This window comes from Mammaliicoccus vitulinus, assembly GCF_029024305.1.
Taxonomy (GTDB): Bacteria; Bacillota; Bacilli; order Staphylococcales; family Staphylococcaceae; genus Mammaliicoccus; species Mammaliicoccus vitulinus.
Window position 1 is genome coordinate 934,000 of record NZ_CP118974.1, and the last position, 19,981, is coordinate 953,980.

Annotated in this window: 17 protein-coding genes and 9 tRNA genes; 19 read left to right on the plus strand and 7 right to left on the minus strand. The window is 31.8% G+C overall.

Annotated elements, in window-relative coordinates; all coding sequences use genetic code 11:
• The first annotated feature begins 67 nt into the window (after window positions 1-67).
• The 5 genes from PYW35_RS04725 (at window position 68) to yhaM (ending at window position 7,623) form a co-directional block, all read left to right on the plus strand.
• Window positions 68-436, plus strand: coding sequence for a YlbF/YmcA family competence regulator (locus PYW35_RS04725; RefSeq protein WP_103323112.1), 369 nt, complete (start codon window positions 68-70; stop codon window positions 434-436).
• Between the two features lie 293 nt (window positions 437-729).
• Window positions 730-2,511 carry an IS1182 family transposase gene (locus PYW35_RS04730; RefSeq protein WP_233709560.1) on the plus strand — a complete coding sequence of 594 codons (1,782 nt, stop codon included), beginning with the start codon at window positions 730-732 and terminating at the stop codon, window positions 2,509-2,511.
• Window positions 2,512-2,562: 51 nt separating this feature from the next.
• Entirely contained in the window at window positions 2,563-3,747 is a 1,185-nt protein-coding gene (locus PYW35_RS04735; protein WP_016912005.1) for a metallophosphoesterase family protein, read from the plus strand.
• A 4-nt stretch (window positions 3,748-3,751) separates the two neighbouring features.
• On the plus strand, window positions 3,752-6,685 hold the full coding sequence (locus tag PYW35_RS04740) for an ATP-binding protein (protein ID WP_103322753.1): 2,934 nt from the start codon (window positions 3,752-3,754) through the stop codon (window positions 6,683-6,685).
• Complete coding sequence (yhaM, locus tag PYW35_RS04745) at window positions 6,682-7,623, plus strand: 3'-5' exoribonuclease YhaM (protein ID WP_103322752.1); 942 nt, start codon at window positions 6,682-6,684, stop codon at window positions 7,621-7,623. The genes PYW35_RS04740 and yhaM overlap by 4 nt, the downstream gene beginning before the upstream one ends.
• Window positions 7,624-8,229: 606 nt before the next feature.
• On the opposite strand, the gene PYW35_RS04750 is transcribed toward yhaM, so the two are convergent.
• The 5 genes from PYW35_RS04750 to PYW35_RS04770 all read right to left on the minus strand — a co-directional run bounded on the left by PYW35_RS04750 (window position 8,230) and on the right by PYW35_RS04770 (window position 11,377).
• Window positions 8,230-9,198, minus strand: coding sequence for a peptidylprolyl isomerase (locus PYW35_RS04750; RefSeq protein WP_016913024.1), 969 nt, complete (start codon window positions 9,196-9,198; stop codon window positions 8,230-8,232).
• 71 nt (window positions 9,199-9,269) lie between these two features.
• Entirely contained in the window at window positions 9,270-9,833 is a 564-nt protein-coding gene (locus PYW35_RS04755) for a DUF3267 domain-containing protein (protein WP_016913025.1), read from the minus strand.
• Between the two features lie 37 nt (window positions 9,834-9,870).
• A complete protein-coding gene (locus PYW35_RS04760) occupies window positions 9,871-10,416 on the minus strand; it encodes an HTH-type transcriptional regulator Hpr (RefSeq protein WP_016913026.1) in 546 nt (181 codons plus the stop codon).
• 96 nt (window positions 10,417-10,512) lie between these two features.
• Window positions 10,513-10,890 carry a YtxH domain-containing protein gene (locus PYW35_RS04765; RefSeq protein WP_016913027.1) on the minus strand — a complete coding sequence of 126 codons (378 nt, stop codon included), beginning with the start codon at window positions 10,888-10,890 and terminating at the stop codon, window positions 10,513-10,515.
• A 64-nt stretch (window positions 10,891-10,954) separates the two neighbouring features.
• Complete coding sequence (locus tag PYW35_RS04770; protein ID WP_103322751.1) at window positions 10,955-11,377, minus strand: HIT family protein; 423 nt, start codon at window positions 11,375-11,377, stop codon at window positions 10,955-10,957.
• A gap of 128 nt (window positions 11,378-11,505) precedes the next feature.
• Between PYW35_RS04770 and PYW35_RS04775 the strand changes: the two genes are divergently transcribed.
• Both PYW35_RS04775 and ecsB read left to right on the plus strand, forming a co-directional pair.
• Window positions 11,506-12,243, plus strand: coding sequence for an ABC transporter ATP-binding protein (locus PYW35_RS04775; protein ID WP_103322750.1), 738 nt, complete (start codon window positions 11,506-11,508; stop codon window positions 12,241-12,243).
• Window positions 12,236-13,456, plus strand: a complete 1,221-nt coding sequence (gene ecsB / locus PYW35_RS04780; RefSeq protein WP_103322749.1) for an ABC transporter permease EcsB — start codon at window positions 12,236-12,238, stop codon at window positions 13,454-13,456. Before PYW35_RS04775 ends, ecsB begins: the two co-directional genes overlap by 8 nt.
• A 379-nt stretch (window positions 13,457-13,835) precedes the next feature.
• Here the strand turns inward: ecsB and PYW35_RS04785 are convergent, their stop codons facing one another.
• The gene (locus PYW35_RS04785; protein WP_016912886.1) at window positions 13,836-14,342 is read right to left on the minus strand and encodes an antibiotic biosynthesis monooxygenase family protein; all 507 of its coding nucleotides are present in this window, start codon (window positions 14,340-14,342) and stop codon (window positions 13,836-13,838) included.
• Between the two features lie 166 nt (window positions 14,343-14,508).
• On the opposite strand from PYW35_RS04785, the gene hemE reads away from it, so the two are divergent.
• The 12 genes from hemE (at window position 14,509) to PYW35_RS04845 (ending at window position 19,040) form a co-directional block, all read left to right on the plus strand.
• Window positions 14,509-15,558 carry a uroporphyrinogen decarboxylase gene (gene hemE, locus PYW35_RS04790; RefSeq protein WP_103322748.1) on the plus strand — a complete coding sequence of 350 codons (1,050 nt, stop codon included), beginning with the start codon at window positions 14,509-14,511 and terminating at the stop codon, window positions 15,556-15,558.
• Window positions 15,559-15,603: 45 nt separating this feature from the next.
• On the plus strand, window positions 15,604-16,524 hold the full coding sequence (gene hemH / locus PYW35_RS04795; protein WP_103322747.1) for a ferrochelatase: 921 nt from the start codon (window positions 15,604-15,606) through the stop codon (window positions 16,522-16,524).
• Window positions 16,525-16,556: 32 nt separating this feature from the next.
• Complete coding sequence (gene hemY, locus PYW35_RS04800) at window positions 16,557-17,951, plus strand: protoporphyrinogen oxidase (protein ID WP_103322746.1); 1,395 nt, start codon at window positions 16,557-16,559, stop codon at window positions 17,949-17,951.
• A gap of 206 nt (window positions 17,952-18,157) precedes the next feature.
• Window positions 18,158-18,232, plus strand: a tRNA-Glu gene (locus PYW35_RS04805).
• An 87-nt stretch (window positions 18,233-18,319) separates the two neighbouring features.
• Window positions 18,320-18,393: transfer RNA gene (locus PYW35_RS04810), tRNA-Met, on the plus strand.
• Window positions 18,394-18,409: 16 nt separating this feature from the next.
• Window positions 18,410-18,485 (plus strand) — tRNA-Asp (locus tag PYW35_RS04815).
• Window positions 18,486-18,495: 10 nt separating this feature from the next.
• Window positions 18,496-18,568 (plus strand) — tRNA-Phe (locus tag PYW35_RS04820).
• Between the two features lie 18 nt (window positions 18,569-18,586).
• Window positions 18,587-18,662 (plus strand) — tRNA-His (locus PYW35_RS04825).
• A 16-nt stretch (window positions 18,663-18,678) separates the two neighbouring features.
• A tRNA-Gly gene (locus tag PYW35_RS04830) sits at window positions 18,679-18,752 on the plus strand.
• A gap of 7 nt (window positions 18,753-18,759) precedes the next feature.
• Window positions 18,760-18,834, plus strand: a tRNA-Asn gene (locus PYW35_RS04835).
• 3 nt (window positions 18,835-18,837) lie between these two features.
• A tRNA-Glu gene (locus PYW35_RS04840) sits at window positions 18,838-18,909 on the plus strand.
• 42 nt (window positions 18,910-18,951) lie between these two features.
• Window positions 18,952-19,040: transfer RNA gene (locus PYW35_RS04845), tRNA-Ser, on the plus strand.
• Window positions 19,041-19,394: 354 nt separating this feature from the next.
• On the opposite strand, the gene PYW35_RS04850 is transcribed toward PYW35_RS04845, so the two are convergent.
• Window positions 19,395-19,943, minus strand: coding sequence for an Ltp family lipoprotein (locus tag PYW35_RS04850; RefSeq protein WP_103322745.1), 549 nt, complete (start codon window positions 19,941-19,943; stop codon window positions 19,395-19,397).
• Window positions 19,944-19,981 lie beyond the last annotated feature (38 nt).

Consider the following 19,981-nt stretch of genomic DNA (forward strand, 5'->3'; position numbering starts at 1 on the left):
AATTATGATACAGTGTTATTGGAATTGATATTCTAATACATTTATTTATTATAGGAGCGAATTAATTATGGCAGAAGTAAACATTTACGACAAAGCGAATGAACTAGAACAAACTTTACGTGAAAGTGAAGAATATAACAAAATTAAAGAACAATACGAAAAAGTTAATGCTAATCCAGAAACTAAACAGTTATTCGATGAATTCCGTGAAGTTCAATTAGAATTACAAACTAAACAAATGCAAGGCGAAGAAATTTCAGAATTAGATATCGCTAGAGCTCAAAAATCTGCTCAAGAAATTGAACAAAATGATACAATCGCTGAATTAATGCAAGCTGAACAAGCTATGAGTCAATTAATTCAAGATTTAAACCGCGTTATCATGAGACCATTAGAAGATATCTATGGTAGCCTTGAAGAAAATCAAGAAGGTTAATACGTTATAATTCTTGTGAGAGTCTGGGACATAAATGTCCTAACCTCAAATAAAGAGAGCTAATCCATAATTTTCGGATTAGCTCTCTTTCCTTTATTTATAAAATCTACGATTTTGTGCGTGCATGCTTGCCTGGGGGTATGGCTCGAGCCTGTAGTCTCTCACGCATACTATTCCCCCGGGCGTCAGCACTTTACAAAATCGTGACAAAATAGCCATTCTTATACAAAAAAATAAAGCACTTTCGTATAATTTAATTAATCACAACAAAAACTAAATTAACGAGGTGCTCTATGTATAAAAATTATAACATGTCTCAATTAACTCTACCACTAGATATTGAAGTTTTAATTCCAGAAAATGATATTGCTCATTTTGTAAATCAAATCGTAGAAACCATACCTAATGAAGAATTCTACGAATTTACTCACGTTCGTGGTGCATCCTCATATCACCCTAAATTAATGTTAAAGATTATACTTTATTCATATACACAATCTGTTTTTTCTGGAAGAAGAATTGAAAGTCTTCTTAAAGACAGTGTTCGTATGATGTGGTTGTCACAGAATCAAACACCTTCTTATCGAACGATAAATCGTTTCAGAGTTAATCCTATAATTGATCGATTATTACAATCACTATTTATAAATTTTAGAACACAACTCATAGAACAAAACCTTATTGATGAGGAAAGTATTTATATAGACGGTACTAAGATTGAAGCAAATGCCAATAAATACACTTTTGTTTGGAGAAAAAACACAGAAAGATTTAATAAAAAAGTAGTTGAACAATCGAGAGAAATCTATCGTGAAGCCATTGTAAATGAAGTAATACCTGAGTTAAAAGATGAGACCCAAGATATTACACTTGAAACACTTTATGAATTCAAAAACAGATTAGAAGAAAAAATCGAAGATTTAAACAATGATATTAGCAACTCTAAAGATGTAGCAGAACGAAAAACGATGCGTTCAGAAAGAACGGAAATAAAAAAGACTAAAAAGTTGTTAAGTGAAAATATCAATAGGCAAATAAAGTATAAAAAACAATTGGATATGTTAGGTGAAAGAAATAGCTATTCTAAAACAGATCATGATGCAACTTTTATGAGAATGAAAGATGACCACATGATGAACGGACAATTAAAACCAGGATACAATTTACAAATCGCAACAAATTCACAATTCGTTTTATCTTATGACATATTTCCTAATCCAACTGATACTAGAACACTTACACCATTTTTAAATAATATTAGAAATAACTATTTTAATCTACCAAACTATATTGTCGCAGATGCTGGCTACGGCAGTGAGGAAAATTATAAAACGATTCTCGATGAATTTAACAGAACACCATTGATAACTTATAGTATGTACTTAAAAGAACAAACCAAGAAATATAAAGAAAACATATATAACACACAAAATTGGAAGTATGATGAACTTAGAGATGAAATCATATGTCCAAGCAATCGCAGATTGCCATTCAAACGATATACTTATCGAATCGATAAGTATAAATATAAACGAGATTTCAAGTTATATGAAAGTGATAATTGTAATAACTGCGAACTATTTGATTTATGTAGAAAAAATGCATACCAGAGTACAAATAAAAAGATAATGAAAAACAATGTGTGGGAATACTTTAAACATATGACACAAAAGTTGCTTTCAAAACCTGAAACTGAAAAAATCTACAAACAAAGAAAGATTGATGTAGAGCCAGTTTTTGGATATTTGAAGGCTATTTTGGGTTTCACTCGAGTTTCTCTTAGAGGGAAAACAAAAGTGAAACGTGAATTAGGGATTGCCTTAATGGCAACAAACATAAGAAAAATGGTAGCTCTTAGAGCTACCAAAATTAAAAACTATAGTAAAAAGAGCGTAAATTCTTATTTTTTAAAGAATTTACGCTCTTTTAAGTTAATCTGGGATGTTAATGTCCCAGCCACTTTTTTATTTTGTTATAACGGCTTTCTTACCTGTCCAATGTATCGTACAGCCGCGGAATATGGTAAAATTAAAGCATTAAAAGTCTTTATTAAATCTGATTATTCTATTGTTTGAGCTTGAATAAAATAATTAAGAAATGAGCTAATATTGAAAGAGGTTAGGTATATGATTAAATTTATACATTGTGCGGATTTACACCTTGATAGTCCATTTAAGTCTAGACATTATTTAAGCCCTTCTATTTTAAAAGATGTTAAACAAAGTGCTTATTATAGCTTCACAAAAATTGTGGATGAAGCTATTAAAGAGCAAGTAGACTTTGTTGTCATTGCAGGAGATCTATTTGATCAAGATAATAGAACGCTTAGAGCAGAAGTGTTTCTAAGAGAGCAATTTATTAGACTAGAACAAGAACAAATATTTGTATATATCATACATGGTAACCATGATCCATTATCAATAGGTGTTCATACTGTATGGCCAGAAAACGTTACAGTATTCACCGACCAAGTATCTACGCATCAACTCATTACAAAAAACGGTCAGGTTGTATACTTACATGGGTTTAGCTACCAAAAAGATCAAAGTTACGAGAACAAAGTAGATGAATATCCAGAATCAACAGGTAATAGAGGTATACATATTGGTGTGTTACATGGGACTTATTCGCAAGCTTCGAATGTAAAGAAGAGATATACGGAATTTAATATTGAAGACTTAAATAGTAAGTTATATCATTATTGGGCATTAGGACATATTCACGAAAGAGCAATGATTAGTGAACTTTCTCAAATACATTATTCAGGAAACATACAAGCTCGTCACTTCAAAGAAAAAGGTGAGAAAGGATATTTGCTTGTTGAAGGCGATGAGTCTAAATTGCAGGCTACTTTTAAACCTACACAGTACATACGTTTTGAAAAAGCAGTAATTGAAACACAAGCTCAAGGTAAACATGCTTTATATGAAGCCATTCAAAAATTCAAAGATAGTGTGCGTACTGAAGGAAAAGCATTTTATCAATTAGATGTTTATGTTAAACATGATGACGTTCTAAAACAAGATGAAATCAATCAAGTTATCCAGCTTATTCAAGAATTTGAAGAAAACCAAACAAACTTTATTTTTATCGAACAGTTAAATGTCTTTTTTGAACAAGACTCTGAAATAGCATTAGCTAATGAATTCAACGATGATATTTTGCAAGATGATACCATTCTTGAAGATGCATTAAGTGATTTGTATATGAACCCTAAAGCCAATCGTTTCTTAGAACCATTTAGCGATATTGACAAACAAGCATTGATTGAACGCGGGGAAGCTATTTTAAAAAGAAGAATGAGAGGTTAAAGCGATGAAAATAATATCCTTAGAAATTTATGGCTATGGCCAACTCATGTCTAGAAAAATTAAATTTGATCAAAGTTTTATGCAAATATATGGAGAAAATGAAGCAGGTAAATCTACAATTCAAGCTTTTATACACTCTATATTATTTGGGTTTCCAACAAAAAAAGAGAATGAGCCAAGGTTAGAACCACGTCTTGGCAATCAATACGGTGGTAAATTAGAACTGGAATTTGATGGTCAAAAAGTGGAAGTAGAAAGAGTCAAAGGTCGTGTTACTGGCGATGTGAAAGTTTACCTATCAAATGGTAAAATTAAAGACGAAGAATGGCTCAAACAAAAGCTTAATTATATTAATAAAAAGACATATCAAGGTATCTTCTCCTTTAATGTATTAGGATTGCAAGATATTCATAAAAATTTAACTGAAGACCAACTTCAAATGTACTTATTACAAGCAGGTGCTTTAGGTTCTACTGAATTTACCGGTATGAGCGATTTAATGCAAAGTGAAAAAGAAGCACTGTATAAAAAGAATGGTAAAAATCCAGTTTTAAATGTTCAATTAGAACAGTTAAACGATTTAGAAATAAAAATTAAAAACGAAGAAAAGAAGTTATCGGAATACGAAAGACTTCAAGATGAGCGTGACAAAATATCGAGAAGACTCAATCAGTTAAAAGATAATTTAGGTAACCTTACAAATCGATTAACAAATAAAGAAAAAGAAATTTCTTTACATAATGATGTTGTAGAATGGAAAAAGCTAGAAACGAACTTAAATATAGAACCGTATGAATTTCCAGAGCAAGGTATTGAAAGATATGAATCTGCAGTACGTTCAAATGAAAGTATTAAGCGTGATTTAACATTAAGAAATGAAAAGCTAGCGCAAGTTGTTCATACTTTAGATCATGTGAACGTTATGTCTGAAAGAGATGAAAAAGCTTTAAATAGTATTAGACAACGAGAATCAGATATTAAAGAAAAGCATCAAGAATTAAAGCAATTAAACAAACAAATTGATGATACAGAACGTGATAATGAACTGTTGCGTCAAGACATTGGTTGGAATGATGAATATTTAGATGTTGATACTTCTGAAGCGATGAAGACGCATATAGCAGAAGTGAATCGTGTTAAAGAAGAAAATGTAGTTGAACGCGAACAAATAAAACGAACTTTAAATCAATTGGATATTGAGCGAGATAGATACAATAATAATGTTGATAGATTGCACAATGATTTAGTTTCTGACGAAAATTATGAACAAAAGAAAGTTTATAACCAAAAAGCTTTAGAGTTAGGCGAGAAGAAATCACTTTATAAAAAAATGGAAGAAAGCTTTAAAAAGCAAAAAGAAGAAAGTGAAAAAAGAAGTAAGCAATATAAATTAGCTTCTTGTATCGGTGGCATATTATTAATAGCAATTGCAATATATGCTTTTATCGCTTCTCAGCTTATATTTAGTGCAATCTTTGCGATAGTTGGTATAATTTTAGTCGTATTATCTTTCTTTATAAAATCTAAAAATTTAGATCATGATCAAGCTTTTTCTAAAGAGATAGATGAATTAGAAGAAAAGGTTAAACATTTAAAGCAATTTTATGATTTAGATTTTAACTTAGATGAACAGACTAAAATGAGACAAGAATTAGAAGGTTATTACCAATCGCAAGAAATTTTAAATACAAAGAAAGCTGAATTGAAGAAAGAGTTAGAACAAGTCGAAGAAATAATAGAGCAGAAAGAACGTGCTATAAAAGAAACAAAAGCAAGTATTCATGTTTCTAATCAACTGTCATCTCAATTATTAAATGATGCGTTAACGACCATTAAGAAAATTAAGCAAAATAGATTCGAAATCAAGCGTTTAACTAAATTAAGAGATGAGAAACATTCGGATCTTGAAGCATTTTATCTTGAAGCAGAAAGTATCGTAACTCATGCACGATTACATTATCAAAAGGTTTCATTATTTCATGACGTAAAACAAGCTTTAGATGAGCATCAAAAAGAATTTAATATTCAATCAAGAAATGTTGAACAACAAGCACTGCTTACAAACGAAATCACTGCACTTTCAAAAAGGCTAGAAGAAAACAATAACGTGATCCAATCATTATTTAGCTTCATTAATGTAGAAGACGAAGAATCATATTATCGACACCATAAATCTTACATATCATATAATGAGGATATGGAGAGATTTAACTATTTAACTGAGTTGCTCAACAATCATAATTATGATTACGATAAAAATACTCAGCTGAGTTATATGACGAAAACGGACTTAGAAAATGAAAGAAATCAATTAGAACTGCAAGTTGATGAATACAATGACAACTACTTAAATGTACAAGCAGAACTTAGTGATTTAAATGCTAAAATTAATCATATGGAAACCGATGAAACATTGTCAGCATTGAGACATGAATATCATTTACTTAAAGATAAAGTTAATGAAACAGCAAATGATTGGGCAGCATTAAGTTATTTGCAAAACTTAGTTGAAGCGCATATTAAGCAAATTAAGGATAAGAGATTACCTTATGTTGTGAAAGATGCAACAGATATTTTAAGTGCATTAACAGAAGATAGATACAATCAAGTGATCTATGAAGACCAAAATGTACAAGTAAGACATGAAAATGGTCAAGTATTCCACCCAACTGAGTTAAGTCAGTCAACAAAAGAACTGTTGTATATTGCGCTTAGATTTAGCTTGATTAAATCCTTGCAAAAATACTATCCATTCCCGATAATAGTGGATGACGCATTTGTCCACTTTGATAAGCATCGTAAAGAAATTATGATTAAATATTTAATGAGCATGTCAGAAGATATTCAAATACTTTACTTTACATGTAACAAAGATCAAAACGTACCACAAAAACAAACGATAACTCTGACAAAAATAGAAGGAGCTAAGAGCAAATGAGAACAATCGAAACATTAAAGCCAGGAGACCCAGTTGATCATTATTTTTTAATACATCGCGCCATTCAAGGTGTAACTGCTCAAGGTAAACCATATATGACACTTTACTTGAAAGATAAGAGTGGAGATATAGAAGCTAAAGTATGGACTGTATCAAGCGAAGATATTCAATTACTTGTACCTGAGACAATTATACGCGTTAAAGGTGATGTAATAGATTACCGCGGACGTAAACAAATGAAAATTAATCAATTTAGAGTTGCTGTAGACGAAGATAATGTAAAACTAGAAAACTTTTTAGAAGCAGCACCTTTAACAATTGATGAAATGTCAGAAGAAATTATGACATTTTTATTAGACATTGAGAATGCTAAATTACAAAGAATTACACGTTTATTACTCAAAAAATATCAAAAAGAATATTTCACATTCCCAGCAGCGAGCTCACATCATCATAATTTCGTCTCAGGACTCAGTTATCATGTCGTGACAATGTTGAGGCAAGCAAAAGCTTTGTGTGACATATATCCAATATTAAATAGAAGTTTATTATATAGTGGTGTTATTTTGCATGACTTAGGAAAAGTTAAGGAATTATCAGGACCAGTCGCAACAACTTATACGGTAGAAGGTAATTTGTTAGGTCATATTTCTATAGTAAGTGATGAAATATCGCAAGTAGCTAAAGAACACAATATAGAAGGTGAAGAAGTACTATTACTAAGACATTTAGTATTAAGTCACCATGGTAAATTAGAATACGGCTCACCAAAATTACCAATGGTAAAAGAAGCTGAGATTTTGCACTTTATCGATAATATTGATGCTAGAATGATGATGTTTGAAAAGCATCTTAAAAAAGTAGATAAAGGTCAATATACAGAACGTATCTTTGCTCTAGAGAATAGACAATTTTATAAACCTGAAACGTTAGATTAAAACAGGTAGGGACATAAATACCCGTAGTTAAAATGAAAGATCTCTTCATTAGGTTATAGCCTAGTGAAGAGATCTTTTTTAATATCTTACGATTTTGCTCGTGCATGCTTGCCTGGGGGGGATGGTTCGAGCCTGTAGTCGCGCGCGGCATACTATTCCCCCGGGCGTCCGCACTTTGCAAAATCGTGGAGAATATTATAAAGATTGTTTGCTATTTATCATGTGGAGTCTGACTTGATAAAATCACGGGTTCTATTTATCATGTGGAGCCTGACATGATAAAATCACGGGTTCTATTTATCATGTGGAGTCTGACTTGATAAAATCAAGGGTTCTATTTATCATGTGGAGTCTGACTTGATAAAATCACGGGTTCTATTTATCAAGTGGAGCCTGACATGATAAAATCAAGAGTTCTATTTATCAAGTGGAGCCTGACATGATAAAATCACGGGTTCTATTTATCAAGTGGAGCCTGACATGATAAATTTACGTGCAAAACGCACGAAGACTTAAAAGATAAAGCAAAAAGAGCGCAAATTCTTTGAAAATAAGAATTTACGCTCTTTTTTAATATCCAAAACTTTTCGTTTTGTTATATCATATTTAGCTAGCTGACTGTTGTTGAGCAGCTTGCATTTGTTGTTGTTGTAGTGCTTTTTCGTTTAAGATGTTATCTTCAATTGCTTTTTTAATGTCTTTATCTTTGTAATCTACTTTGTATTCATCTAATAATTTTTTGTAAGCATTAATGATAATCTTAGGTTCTTTTTGAATTTTCATTTGACGATATTGTTCTTTAAGGCTGTCTTTTTCTTTTTTAGATGCTTCGCCTTTATCTGCTCTTATAATATGGTATCCATATTGAGATTTAACAACATCTGAAATTTCGTCGTCTTTAAGGTCGAATAGTGCTTTTTCAAATGATTCATCCATTTGACCTTTCAATACGAAACCTAGTGAACCATTTTTATCTTTAGTACCTTCATCTTGTGATTCTTTTTTAGCAATTTTGTCGAAGTCATCTGGATTTTTCTTGATTTGAGCTAGTAATTCATCAGCTTTTTTCTTAGCTGCTTTATCACTTAAACCATCTTTTGAATCTTCTGATTTAACTTTTATTAAGATATGAGAACCTTTTTTAGTGTTTTTATCAATTTCTTTATCGGAAACGTTCACCGCATCATTGATAAATTCTTCTTGGAATTTAGAAGTTTTTTGAGATTCTTTAAAGTCTTCTAAAGTTGCACCTGGTTTTTCTTGTTGAAGTGCTTCTTCAAATTTCTTCTTACCACCATATTGCTCAATTTGTTTATCAACTTGTTCGTCTAATTTCTTAGTATCAACTTTGTCTTCGTATTTATCTTTTAAGACTTTGTTAAGTACAATTTGGAATGCATTTTGGGCTACTTCGTTGTTACCCATCTTGTCTAAAACGTCTTGTGAAGTTACATTTCCAGCCTTAGTTTCAACTAAAGTTTCTCCGGAGTTATCTGAACCGTTACCACAAGCTCCTAATGTTAATACAGATGCTGAAAGTGTTATAGGTAACACTATTTTTTTAATTGATTTCATAAATAGAACTCCTTTTGTAAGAATACAATGATAAATATAGCATATTTAGTAATTTAAATACAAAAAATAACTTATAAATGTTCAGCATCCAGTGAACGTTTTGTTAACAATTCGATACCGTTCTTTCTTTCTTCAATATAAGTACCTCTTTTTGTAAATAAAATTATTTTAAAATAAAGTAAGTCAATAATTGATATACCAATATTTATAGACATTATAAATAAAATGTAGTGTCCATATTGAGGGATAATATTAATTAATACAAGTGATAGGGTAGTTATTGCAATTAATGGACAGATAAGTGCTAAACAAAACACAATTTTATTAACGGGTTGATCCACTCTAATATTATATAATGGTAAAGCGCGTTTCGCTTTAGTAGTTTTATTCATTTTAAATGACTTACGATAATAAATTAGTACAATCAAGTGCAATAATTTATGGATTGGATAAATTAAGCAAAGGACGAATAAGAATAAAATAAACTTATCGTCCTTTAATGGTTGTGTTTGTATATAATTAAATATTTCGTAAGTGACTATAAATGTTAAAAATGAAACTAAAGCACTGATTAATACAATTCTCTGTAGTCCATATCGAGAATGTATGTTAATTGATTTAGAACATAAGAACATAAGATACGTCACCTTCTAAGTTAGATTTATCTTGATATTATGCATCATCCTCAGAGTGTTCGTCAAGTAGATATTTTCTTAATTGTTCGTGGTTTTGTTCAATGTGATTAATAAAGTCACTGCCGTATATTTGCCCAACAATATACTTTACGTCTGTAAACTCTGGCATACTATACATAACTTTTTCATATTCAGCTGCAATATCATATAATCTATTCGTATCGTTTGTATAGCTCACATACGTTTTTCTTAATACTTCAAGCCCTTTATCCGATAACTCTAAATATGTTGTACGTTTATCATGTTGGCTTTTAGGCATCGTTAAATAGCCGCGTTTTTCTAAGTTTTTAGCAAAATTGAAAACTGTAGAAACATGCATAACACCATATTTACTAACTTCTGAAATTGTTGCTTCGTCTAAACTTCTGATGATAATAAGAATGTGATGCTCATTAATATTTAAATCAAATGGTTTAATCCATTGTTGCCAATCTTTTTCAATCGTCTTCCATAAAGCTTTAGATAATTGAGAAACTTTATGTGTGAATAACATTTTTTCGATCATGTCCCGTTCGTTCGCCATCGCAATATCCCCCTTTAATTGTATAATAAAAGCATGATACTAATGTATCATGCTTACATATAACACTTTCATAATATAATAATTTTAACACGTTTTCTATTTTTTTAGAAACGGAAGCTTCGTATTTTGGATTTCTTTTTGGATTTCATTTCCACGATTGCTTATATTCTCAATATTTTTCTGAATTTGTTCGATATTCGGATTGATATCTGCTTTAAATTCATTAATCATCGTTTTGATTTCTTCACTTAACGATTGAATGGCAATTTGGCTTTCATCTTTAGTTTTTAATACATAATCTTTAATTTCCATTGCATTATCTTTAATTTCGCTTAATTGAATTTTTGAACCGTCAGCAGTGGATTTTAAATCTGTCTTTAAAGCATCACCTGAACGATCTGTATTTAATATTGCTGTTGTAAAACCAGTAACAAGTCCTACACCAACACCGATAGCTAATCTTGAAAATTTCATAATAATCCTCCTTGATTTCTCTTACTTGAATATATACCCTTAAAGCTTGGAAATATGCAATGAATTAAAATTGTTGCTGGATCGTTTTTGCAATTTCTGCCTTTTTATCGTCATCTATTTGGTCTTCATTAGTATTCCAAATATATCCGAATCCATCTATGTCTTCTTTATACCTTGGGATTAAATGAAAATGAATATGGAATACAGATTGTGAAGCATACTCGCCATTATTTTGGATGATATTCAAACCGTCTGGATTGAATGCTTTTTTAATAGCATTAGCGACAATCGGTAACGCTTCTGCTATATGTTTCATCGTTTCAGGATCTGTTTCATAAATATTAGGTGATGCTTTTTTCGGTACGAGAAGTGTATGACCTTTAGAAACTTGAGATATATCTAAGAAAGCATAGACATAATCATTTTCATAAATTTTGTAAGAAGGAATTTCACCATCGATAATTTTGCTAAAGATTGTTTCTGACATAATATCATCTCCTATGTAAATATTAGCTTTATTATATCATGCAAGTAGTATCATCTCACTGATAAAGATATTATTTAATGAATGTAACAATAAGAACATGCTACAATATACTTTGGAGGTGTTTTCACGTGACAATTAAAGTGAACAATTTAACAGGTGGATATGGGAAAAAGGCTGTTATCCATGATATCTCATTCGAATGTAAACCAAGTGAAGTCGTCGGACTGATAGGATTAAACGGTGCGGGAAAAAGTACGACTATTAAACATATATTAGGTTTATTAACACCACAAAAAGGTGAGATGTCCATAAATAATATTGATATCAAATCAGATATAGAATCATATAGAAGAAATCTTACATATATACCTGAAAGTCCAGTATTATATGATGAGTTAACATTAGAAGAACATATATATATGACTGCAATGGCATATGGAATTGATAAAGATACAGCAATGTCAAAAGCTATGCCGTTATTGAAAAGGCTGAGACTTGATAAAGAGCTAAAAGTATTCCCGATTCATTTTTCTAAAGGTATGAAACAAAAAGTTATGATTGTATGTGCTTTTTTAGTAGAGCCAACACAATACATTATAGATGAACCATTTTTAGGATTAGATCCGCTCGGTATTCAAACAATGTTAGATTTAATAGTAGAAAGACGTAATCAAGGTTCATCCGTACTTATGTCTACGCATATTTTAGCAACTGCGGAAAGATATTGTGATAGGTTTATTATTTTACATCAAGGTAAGTTGATCGCAATGGGGAATTTAGATGAATTAAGAGCTGAAACTGGTCTTACAAATGCAACATTGGATGATATTTATATCCATTTAACAAAAGGTGACAGTTATGAATGATGCTAAAACTTTATATAACTTAAGACAAAAAGAAGAAGTGTTAGAGAAGCTTAAGTATAATAAATTTATATTTAATGGTCATTTTTTAATCTTTATAACAATTATGCTCGGAGCATTTGCGTTAGGCTACAGTAATTGGTTGAAAGATATTCCTCAAAATATTAATTATAGATTGATTGTTTCTTTAGTATTATCTATTTGTTCAATCTTTCCAATGAGAACGTTGTTTCGAGAAGCGGATAAGTTATATTTATTACCGTTTGAAAAGCATTTATCAACATATATAAAAAAAGCGATAACTTATAGTTATATAAATAGACTTTATTTACCAGTCGTAATTCTAGTGATAGGCCTTCCATTATTTTATCAATTATTGGGAAGCGAATTTCATTTATACATTACTGTAATGGTATTAAGTTTCATCTTTCCAATATTAGGTTTAGTTATAAAATGGTTCTGGCTAAAATATGGCTTAGAAATATGGGGCGTTAATGTCTTGCTTTTTATCGTATTTGCTAGTGGGTATTATACAACGTTAAAAGTAGGGATGCTTTCAGGCTTATTGTCTATCGTCATATTGATAGCGCTGATTATATTAATGGAAAACATTAATAGAGGTACATTTTATCAGTGGGAAACATTGGTATCTCTAGAACATAATCATAAAATGAATTACTATAAATTCGTCAATATGTTCACAGATGTAAAAGTGTTAAATGAAAGAACGGTTAGAAGAAGATATTTAGATGTATTTTTAAAAGTACCAAGATCGAAGAAATTTAATCAAGACTATATGTATAAATACTTGTTTGTAAGAAGTTTCGCAAGAGGTAAAGATGCATTCTTTATTGTTTTAAGATTTTTAATCATTGGGTTACTGCTTATATGGTGGATAGATCAATCAGTTATCTCCGCTATACTTGGCGCGTTGATAATGTATTTACTTATTTTGCAACTTTCTCAATTTTATAAACAGCAAGCATATGGTTTATGGCCACAAGTATGGCCAGTCAGTGAACATCAAGTCATAAAAGGCTATCATCAGTTTTTAATAAATATGATGTTAATATTAGGTGTTATTCTGTCGATTATATATATTGTTAAATTCATATCAACAACATATTTTGTAGTTGTATTCTTTATAGTAGGTTGGTTAACGATAGATTCATCGATTAAAAAGATTAAAAAACATCAAGAATTATTGAGAGACTAAAATAAAATATCTCTTCATTAGGTTATAGCCTAGTGAAGAGATATTTTTATATTTTAAAATCTTACGATTTTGCTCGTGCATGCTTGCCTGGGGGTATGGTTCGAGCCTGTAGTCTCTCTCTCATACTATTCCCCCGGGCGTCAGCACTTTACAAAATCGTTATTAAATACCATTCTCAACTCACGCTACTGTTTTTTTAGTAAATAGCTTGCTATGTTTTAAAATCTTACGATTTTGCTCGTGCATGCTTGCCTGGGGGTATGGTTCGAGCCTGTAGTCTCTCTCTTATACTATTCCCTCGGGCGTCAGCACTTTACAAAATCGTGTGGACAAATCAAAAGGGAATCTAGGATGTTAAAGTCCTAGATTCCCTTTTGTTTTATTCATCTTCATCTGGTCTATACCAATACTTAGTATAATTTGCTGTTGAATATTGATCTGCACCTGAGAATTTTCTCGTAGCATCTCTTGAAAAATATTCTGTATATAATGATGATTTCGTAAAATCTTCATAAAGTTCATTTGAATCAAAACCAACAATAATCATATAAGTATCGCCTTTTCTAGGTCTAAGTAGTCTAAATGATTCAAAACCTTCAAAGTTATCAAACTGACCATCAATATCTACATAATGATTTTCAAATCGGTGTTGCATTTCTTCTGATACAGGAATGTAGCTAACAGCTAAAAATTCATGATTAACAAATTCACCTTTAGATTCTAGAATTCGATATTCTCTAGGTTGTGAGAATACTGTTTCTCCAGATGTTTCATGAATAAGTACCGTCGTATCTTGTCTCGTATAATGATGAATGTTTTCTTCAGGATATTTTTTTAAAATACTATGAAGAAAATGATACGTACCTGTTGTTATATAACATTTCATAATTACAAACCTCCTATATCTCTTTAATTTGATTATAAACATGTAAGCGCTAAAATCAACTGATTCATTAAATCTTTTGTATAATTTATGAATTTTTGTACACAAAGATGTCTTTATAATAGAATATGTTAAAATAGATTGTAATGATTATAATGAGGTGAAATAAATGAGTGTACCGTTTAACGATACAATTTTAAAAGCAGCAAAAGGTGAAAGTACAACTCATACGCCAGTTTGGTTTATGAGGCAAGCAGGTCGATCACAACCTGAATATAGAAAGATTAAAGAAAAGTATTCATTATTTGAAATTACGCATCAACCTGAACTTTGTGCATACGTTACAAAGTTACCTGTAGATCAATATAATACAGATGCTGCAATTTTATATAAAGATATTATGACGCCTTTAACAGGAATTGGTGTAGATGTAGAAATTAAATCTGGAATTGGTCCAGTGATACATAACCCAATAAAAGATATTTCTGATGTTAACAAATTAGGAAGAATTAATCCTGAAGAAGATGTGAAGTATGTATTAGATACAATCAAAATTTTAACTAAAGAACAACTAAATGTGCCTTTGATAGGTTTCACAGGAGCGCCATTTACGCTTGCGAGCTATATGATTGAAGGTGGACCATCAAAAAATTATAATAAAACTAAGGCGTTTATGTATACACAACCAGAAGCTTGGTTTAAATTAATGGATTTACTTGCTGATATGGCTATTCGCTATACACATGCTCAAATTGACGCTGGTTGTAAAATGATACAAGTATTTGATTCTTGGGTAGGCGCTTTAAATGCTGAAGATTATCATTACTTTATTAGACCATCAATGAATAAAATAATTACGGCAATAAAAGAAAAAAATGTACCTGTAACAACATTTGGTGTTGGCGCAAGTCATTTAATAGAAGAATGGAATCAATTACCAGTTGATGTTATAGGTTTAGATTGGCGCTTACAAATTAAGGAAGCGCGTGAGAAGGGCATAACTAAAACATTACAAGGTAATTTAGATCCAGCTTTATTATTAGCATCTTGGGAAGTAATTGAACAGCGATTAATTCAAATATTAGATCAAGGATTAGTAGATCATAATTATATATTTAATCTTGGACATGGCGTGTTTCCTGAAGTTCAACCTGCTACATTGAAAAAAGTAGCGCAATTTGTACATGAATATTCAGCAAACCATAAATCACAACTATGATTAATCAATAAATAGCTTTAATTTTACTTAAAGGGAGTATAGAAAATGAATAAAAAAGTGGGACTTTTAGTTATGGCATATGGTACGCCATATAAAGAAAGTGATATCGTGCCATACTATACGCATATCAGACATGGTCGTAAGCCATCTGATGAACAAATTGAAGATTTAAAAGGACGTTACAAAGCAATCGGTGGCATTTCACCATTAGCTGGAACAACTGAAAAACAAGCTGAAAGTTTATTAGGTGCATTAAATGATACTTATGATGATGTTGAATTTAAATTATATATCGGTTTAAAACACATCCATCCATTTATTGAAGATGCCGTTGAACAAATGCACAATGATGGCATTGATGAAGCTATTACAATTGTTTTAGCTCCACATTATTCTAACTTCTCTGTAGGTAGTTATAATAAACGTGCTAAAGAAGAAGCGGATAAATACGGTATTAATTTGCATCATGTTGAGCAATTTTATAATGAACCAGCATTTATTTCTTATTGGACAACAATGATCAATGATACTTTACAAATGATTCCAGAAGAAAGTCATGATGAGACTGTTTTAATTGTTTCAGCACATAGTTTACCTGAAAAAATTAAAAAAGCTAATGACCCTTATCCAGATCAATTAGAAGAAACAGCTAAAATTTTGAGTGAACAATCAAATGTTAAACATGTTTCTGTTGGTTGGCAATCAGAAGGACAAACTGGTGAACCTTGGTTAGGACCAGATGTTCAAGATTTAACGAGAGATTTGTATAACGAACATGGATATAAACATTTTATTTATACGCCAGTAGGTTTTGTATGTGAACATTTAGAAGTTCTATATGATAACGACTATGAGTGTAAAGTTGTATGTGATGAATTAGGCGTAAATTACCATAGACCACCTATGCCAAATATTGATCCTAAATTTATAGAAGCAATGGTATCAGCAATTAAGAAAAAATTCTAATTCGATTTTCGAATAAGAAAGAAGTGTTAAGCATGTCAAAACGTATTGCAATAATAGGGGCAGGGATAACTGGGTTATCTGCTGCCCATTATTTAAGAAAAGAATGTCCAGATGTTGAAATTGACGTATATGAACAATCAAATAGAGTAGGCGGTAAAATTAAGACTTATCGTAAAAATGGCTATACGATTGAATTAGGTCCTGAATCATATTTAGGAAGAAAAACAATTATGACTGAATTAGCTGAAGAAATTGGTATAGCGGATGATCTCGTTACGAATAAAACGGGACAATCATATATTTATAGTCATAATAAACTTTATCCTATCCCAGGCGGTTCAATAATGGGTATACCAACAGAAATAAAGCCGTTTCTAAAAACACAACTTATTTCACCAGCAGCTAAATTAAGAGCTGGTTTGGATTACTTTTTACCGGTGAAACCAATGAACACCGATATATCTATTGGTCATTTCTTTAGACAACGTTTAGGAAATGAAGTGTTAGAAAATTTGATTGAGCCACTTATGGCGGGTATATATGGAGCGAATATTGATAATTTAAGCTTGAAGACTACTTTTCCTCATTTTAAAGAGCAAGAGGAAGAAGAGGGCGGTTTAATTAAAGGAATGATCGCTCAGAAAGCAAAAAATAATGCCGATAAAAAAGTGACTGTGAAACCTAAAGGTCAATTTAAACAATTTAAACATGGGCTTGAATCATTTGTGAATACTTTGCGAAATGATTTAGAAAGCAAAGGCGTTAATATACATCTGAATTCAACTGTTCAAAATTTTACTGAAGAAAACGATAAGTCCATTTTAACAATTAACGGTGAACGTCATGAGTATGATGGTGTAATTGTTACAATTCCACATCAACATTTTGTTAAATGGTTTGATGATGACTTGAAGCTAGACTATTTCAATTATATGCCTTCTACAAGTGTAGCAACAGTTGTTATGGCATTTGATAAAGAACAAGTCGTTAATGATAAAGATGGCACAGGATTCGTCATTGCTAGAACGAGTGATACTGCCATTACAGCGTGTACATGGACAAATAAAAAATGGCCACATACAACACCTGAAGGTAAAGTGTTGTTAAGAGCATACGTTGGTAAGCCAGGTTCAAACATTATTCACCATAAAGATGAAGAACAATTAAAACAAGTTGCTTTAAATGATTTAAATAAAATCATGACAATTAAAGGCGAACCAGAATTTTCAATTGTAACGAAATTACCTCATAGTATGCCTCAATATGAAGTAGGGCACATTGATCGTATTAGAGATATAGAGCAACATATAGAAAAAAACTACAATAATTTAATAATTACTGGAGCTTCTTTTGATGCAGTCGGACTACCTGACTGTGTAAAAATGGCTCAAGACGCTAGTCATAAAATGATAAATTACTTGAAATGATTATAAATTTAGGTGAAAACGATATAAAGAATCGATCGTTTTCACCTTTTTTATGTGTTAAAATCGAAAGATTCCGATGTTTATTTTTCCCTTTAGTGAGAATTGTTACATAGATGTTAAAAGTTCAAATTTTTATTAAGAAAAGTAAAGAAATAGCATTGACGTTCTATGGTTTTCTATATATACTTAAGAAGTTCTCAATTAGAGGCCCCTTGGTCAAGCGGTTAAGACACCGCCCTTTCACGGCGGTAACACGGGTTCGAGTCCCGTAGGGGTCACCATTTTTTATAAAAAAGAATTAATATTTTCTTGACATAATATTAATAAATGTGTTATATTTAAAGGGTAGTCAAATTACTTAATATTAACGCGGGATGGAGCAGTTCGGTAGCTCGTCGGGCTCATAACCCGAAGGTCGGTGGTTCAAATCCACCTCCCGCAATACTTTTTTAAATGAAGGTCCCGTGGTGTAGCGGTTAACATGCCTGCCTGTCACGCAGGAGATCGCGGGTTCGATTCCCGTCGGGACCGCCATTTTTATTTTGGCTCAGTAGCTCAGTCGGTAGAGCAAAGGACTGAAAATCCTTGTGTCGGCGGTTCGATTCCGTCCTGAGCCATACTTTTTAACAAGTATGGCGATTGTGGCGAAGTGGTTAACGCATCGGATTGTGGTTCCGACATTCGTGGGTTCGATTCCCATCAGTCGCCCCATATTTATATTAATTAAGCGGGTGTAGTTTAGTGGTAAAACCTCAGCCTTCCAAGCTGATGTTGTCGGTTCGATTCCGATCACCCGCTCCATTATTATTCCACAGTAGCTCAGTGGTAGAGCTATCGGCTGTTAACCGATCGGTCGTAGGTTCGAGTCCTACCTGTGGAGCCATAAGGCCCCTTGGTCAAGCGGTTAAGACACCGCCCTTTCACGGCGGTAACACGGGTTCGAGTCCCGTAGGGGTCATATAATCAGAGGTGAAATATCGCTTCTGATTTTTTTGTTTGTGGAGAGTTGTCCGAGTTGGCCGAAGGAGCACGCCTGGAAAGTGTGTAGGCGTCACAAGCGTCTCGAGGGTTCGAATCCCTCACTCTCCGTTTGTACCTTAATAATCAACTCATCCAAGACGTTGATATTACTAGGTTTTCTTGCAATAGGTAAGTAAACCTAATCGAGCAAGTGGCAAAAAAGTGTCAAGAGAATAATTCTCTCACTTTTTTGCCTTGCTTTTTTTATGTTCAATCATATTGCTATCTTCTAAATCTCTAATTAATTGTTAAGCTCCATTTGTTGCTTCAGCTTTTGTTATAAATCCGATTTCCTTTTCTTATCCGATTTAAAAGAAGGGTGTTTTACGTCATACTGCTATATAGTAGAAGCATTGTTTTTATTTTAGTAATTCCATTTTAATCCTCTTTATAAGAAAACCTCACATTAAGTGAGGTGTGTAGTTATTCTAAATTATCTACTGCGTATTGGGCTTCTTCTTCCGTGAATTTATCACCCGCGTTAGAAATCAATTGGTCGTAAACTGCATCTTTAGACATATTTTGGTCTTTAACGTATGATTTAGCTGCTTTCAAAGCATTCTCTTTATAGTTAGCTTTTAAATGGTCAACCGCGTACTGTGCGTCTTTAGCTGAGAATTTATCTCCTGCGTCTGATGTAAGTTGGTCATAAATACCTGCTTTAGACATATGCATAGTATCAGAATATGTTTTCGCTGAATTTAGTGCTGCGTTTTGTTCGGAAGTTGCGTTGTTGTCTTTCTCTACTTCTGATGTATCTTTATTAATTTCTTTGTCTACTTCATTTACCATGGTTGCAGAACATGCTGCGAATTTGATTACGATTATAATGATGAGTCCTAAACAACCACCACAACCAAATAACCATTTCTTTTTAGATTTCTTCTTTTGTTCTTGTTTGTAATTCTCGAATTGTTGTTGCTGTCTTTCCAATAACTCCTCATTCGTTAAATTTTTACGTTCATTTGTCATTACACACTTCTCCCTTTATTTTATATTTTTATTAAAGT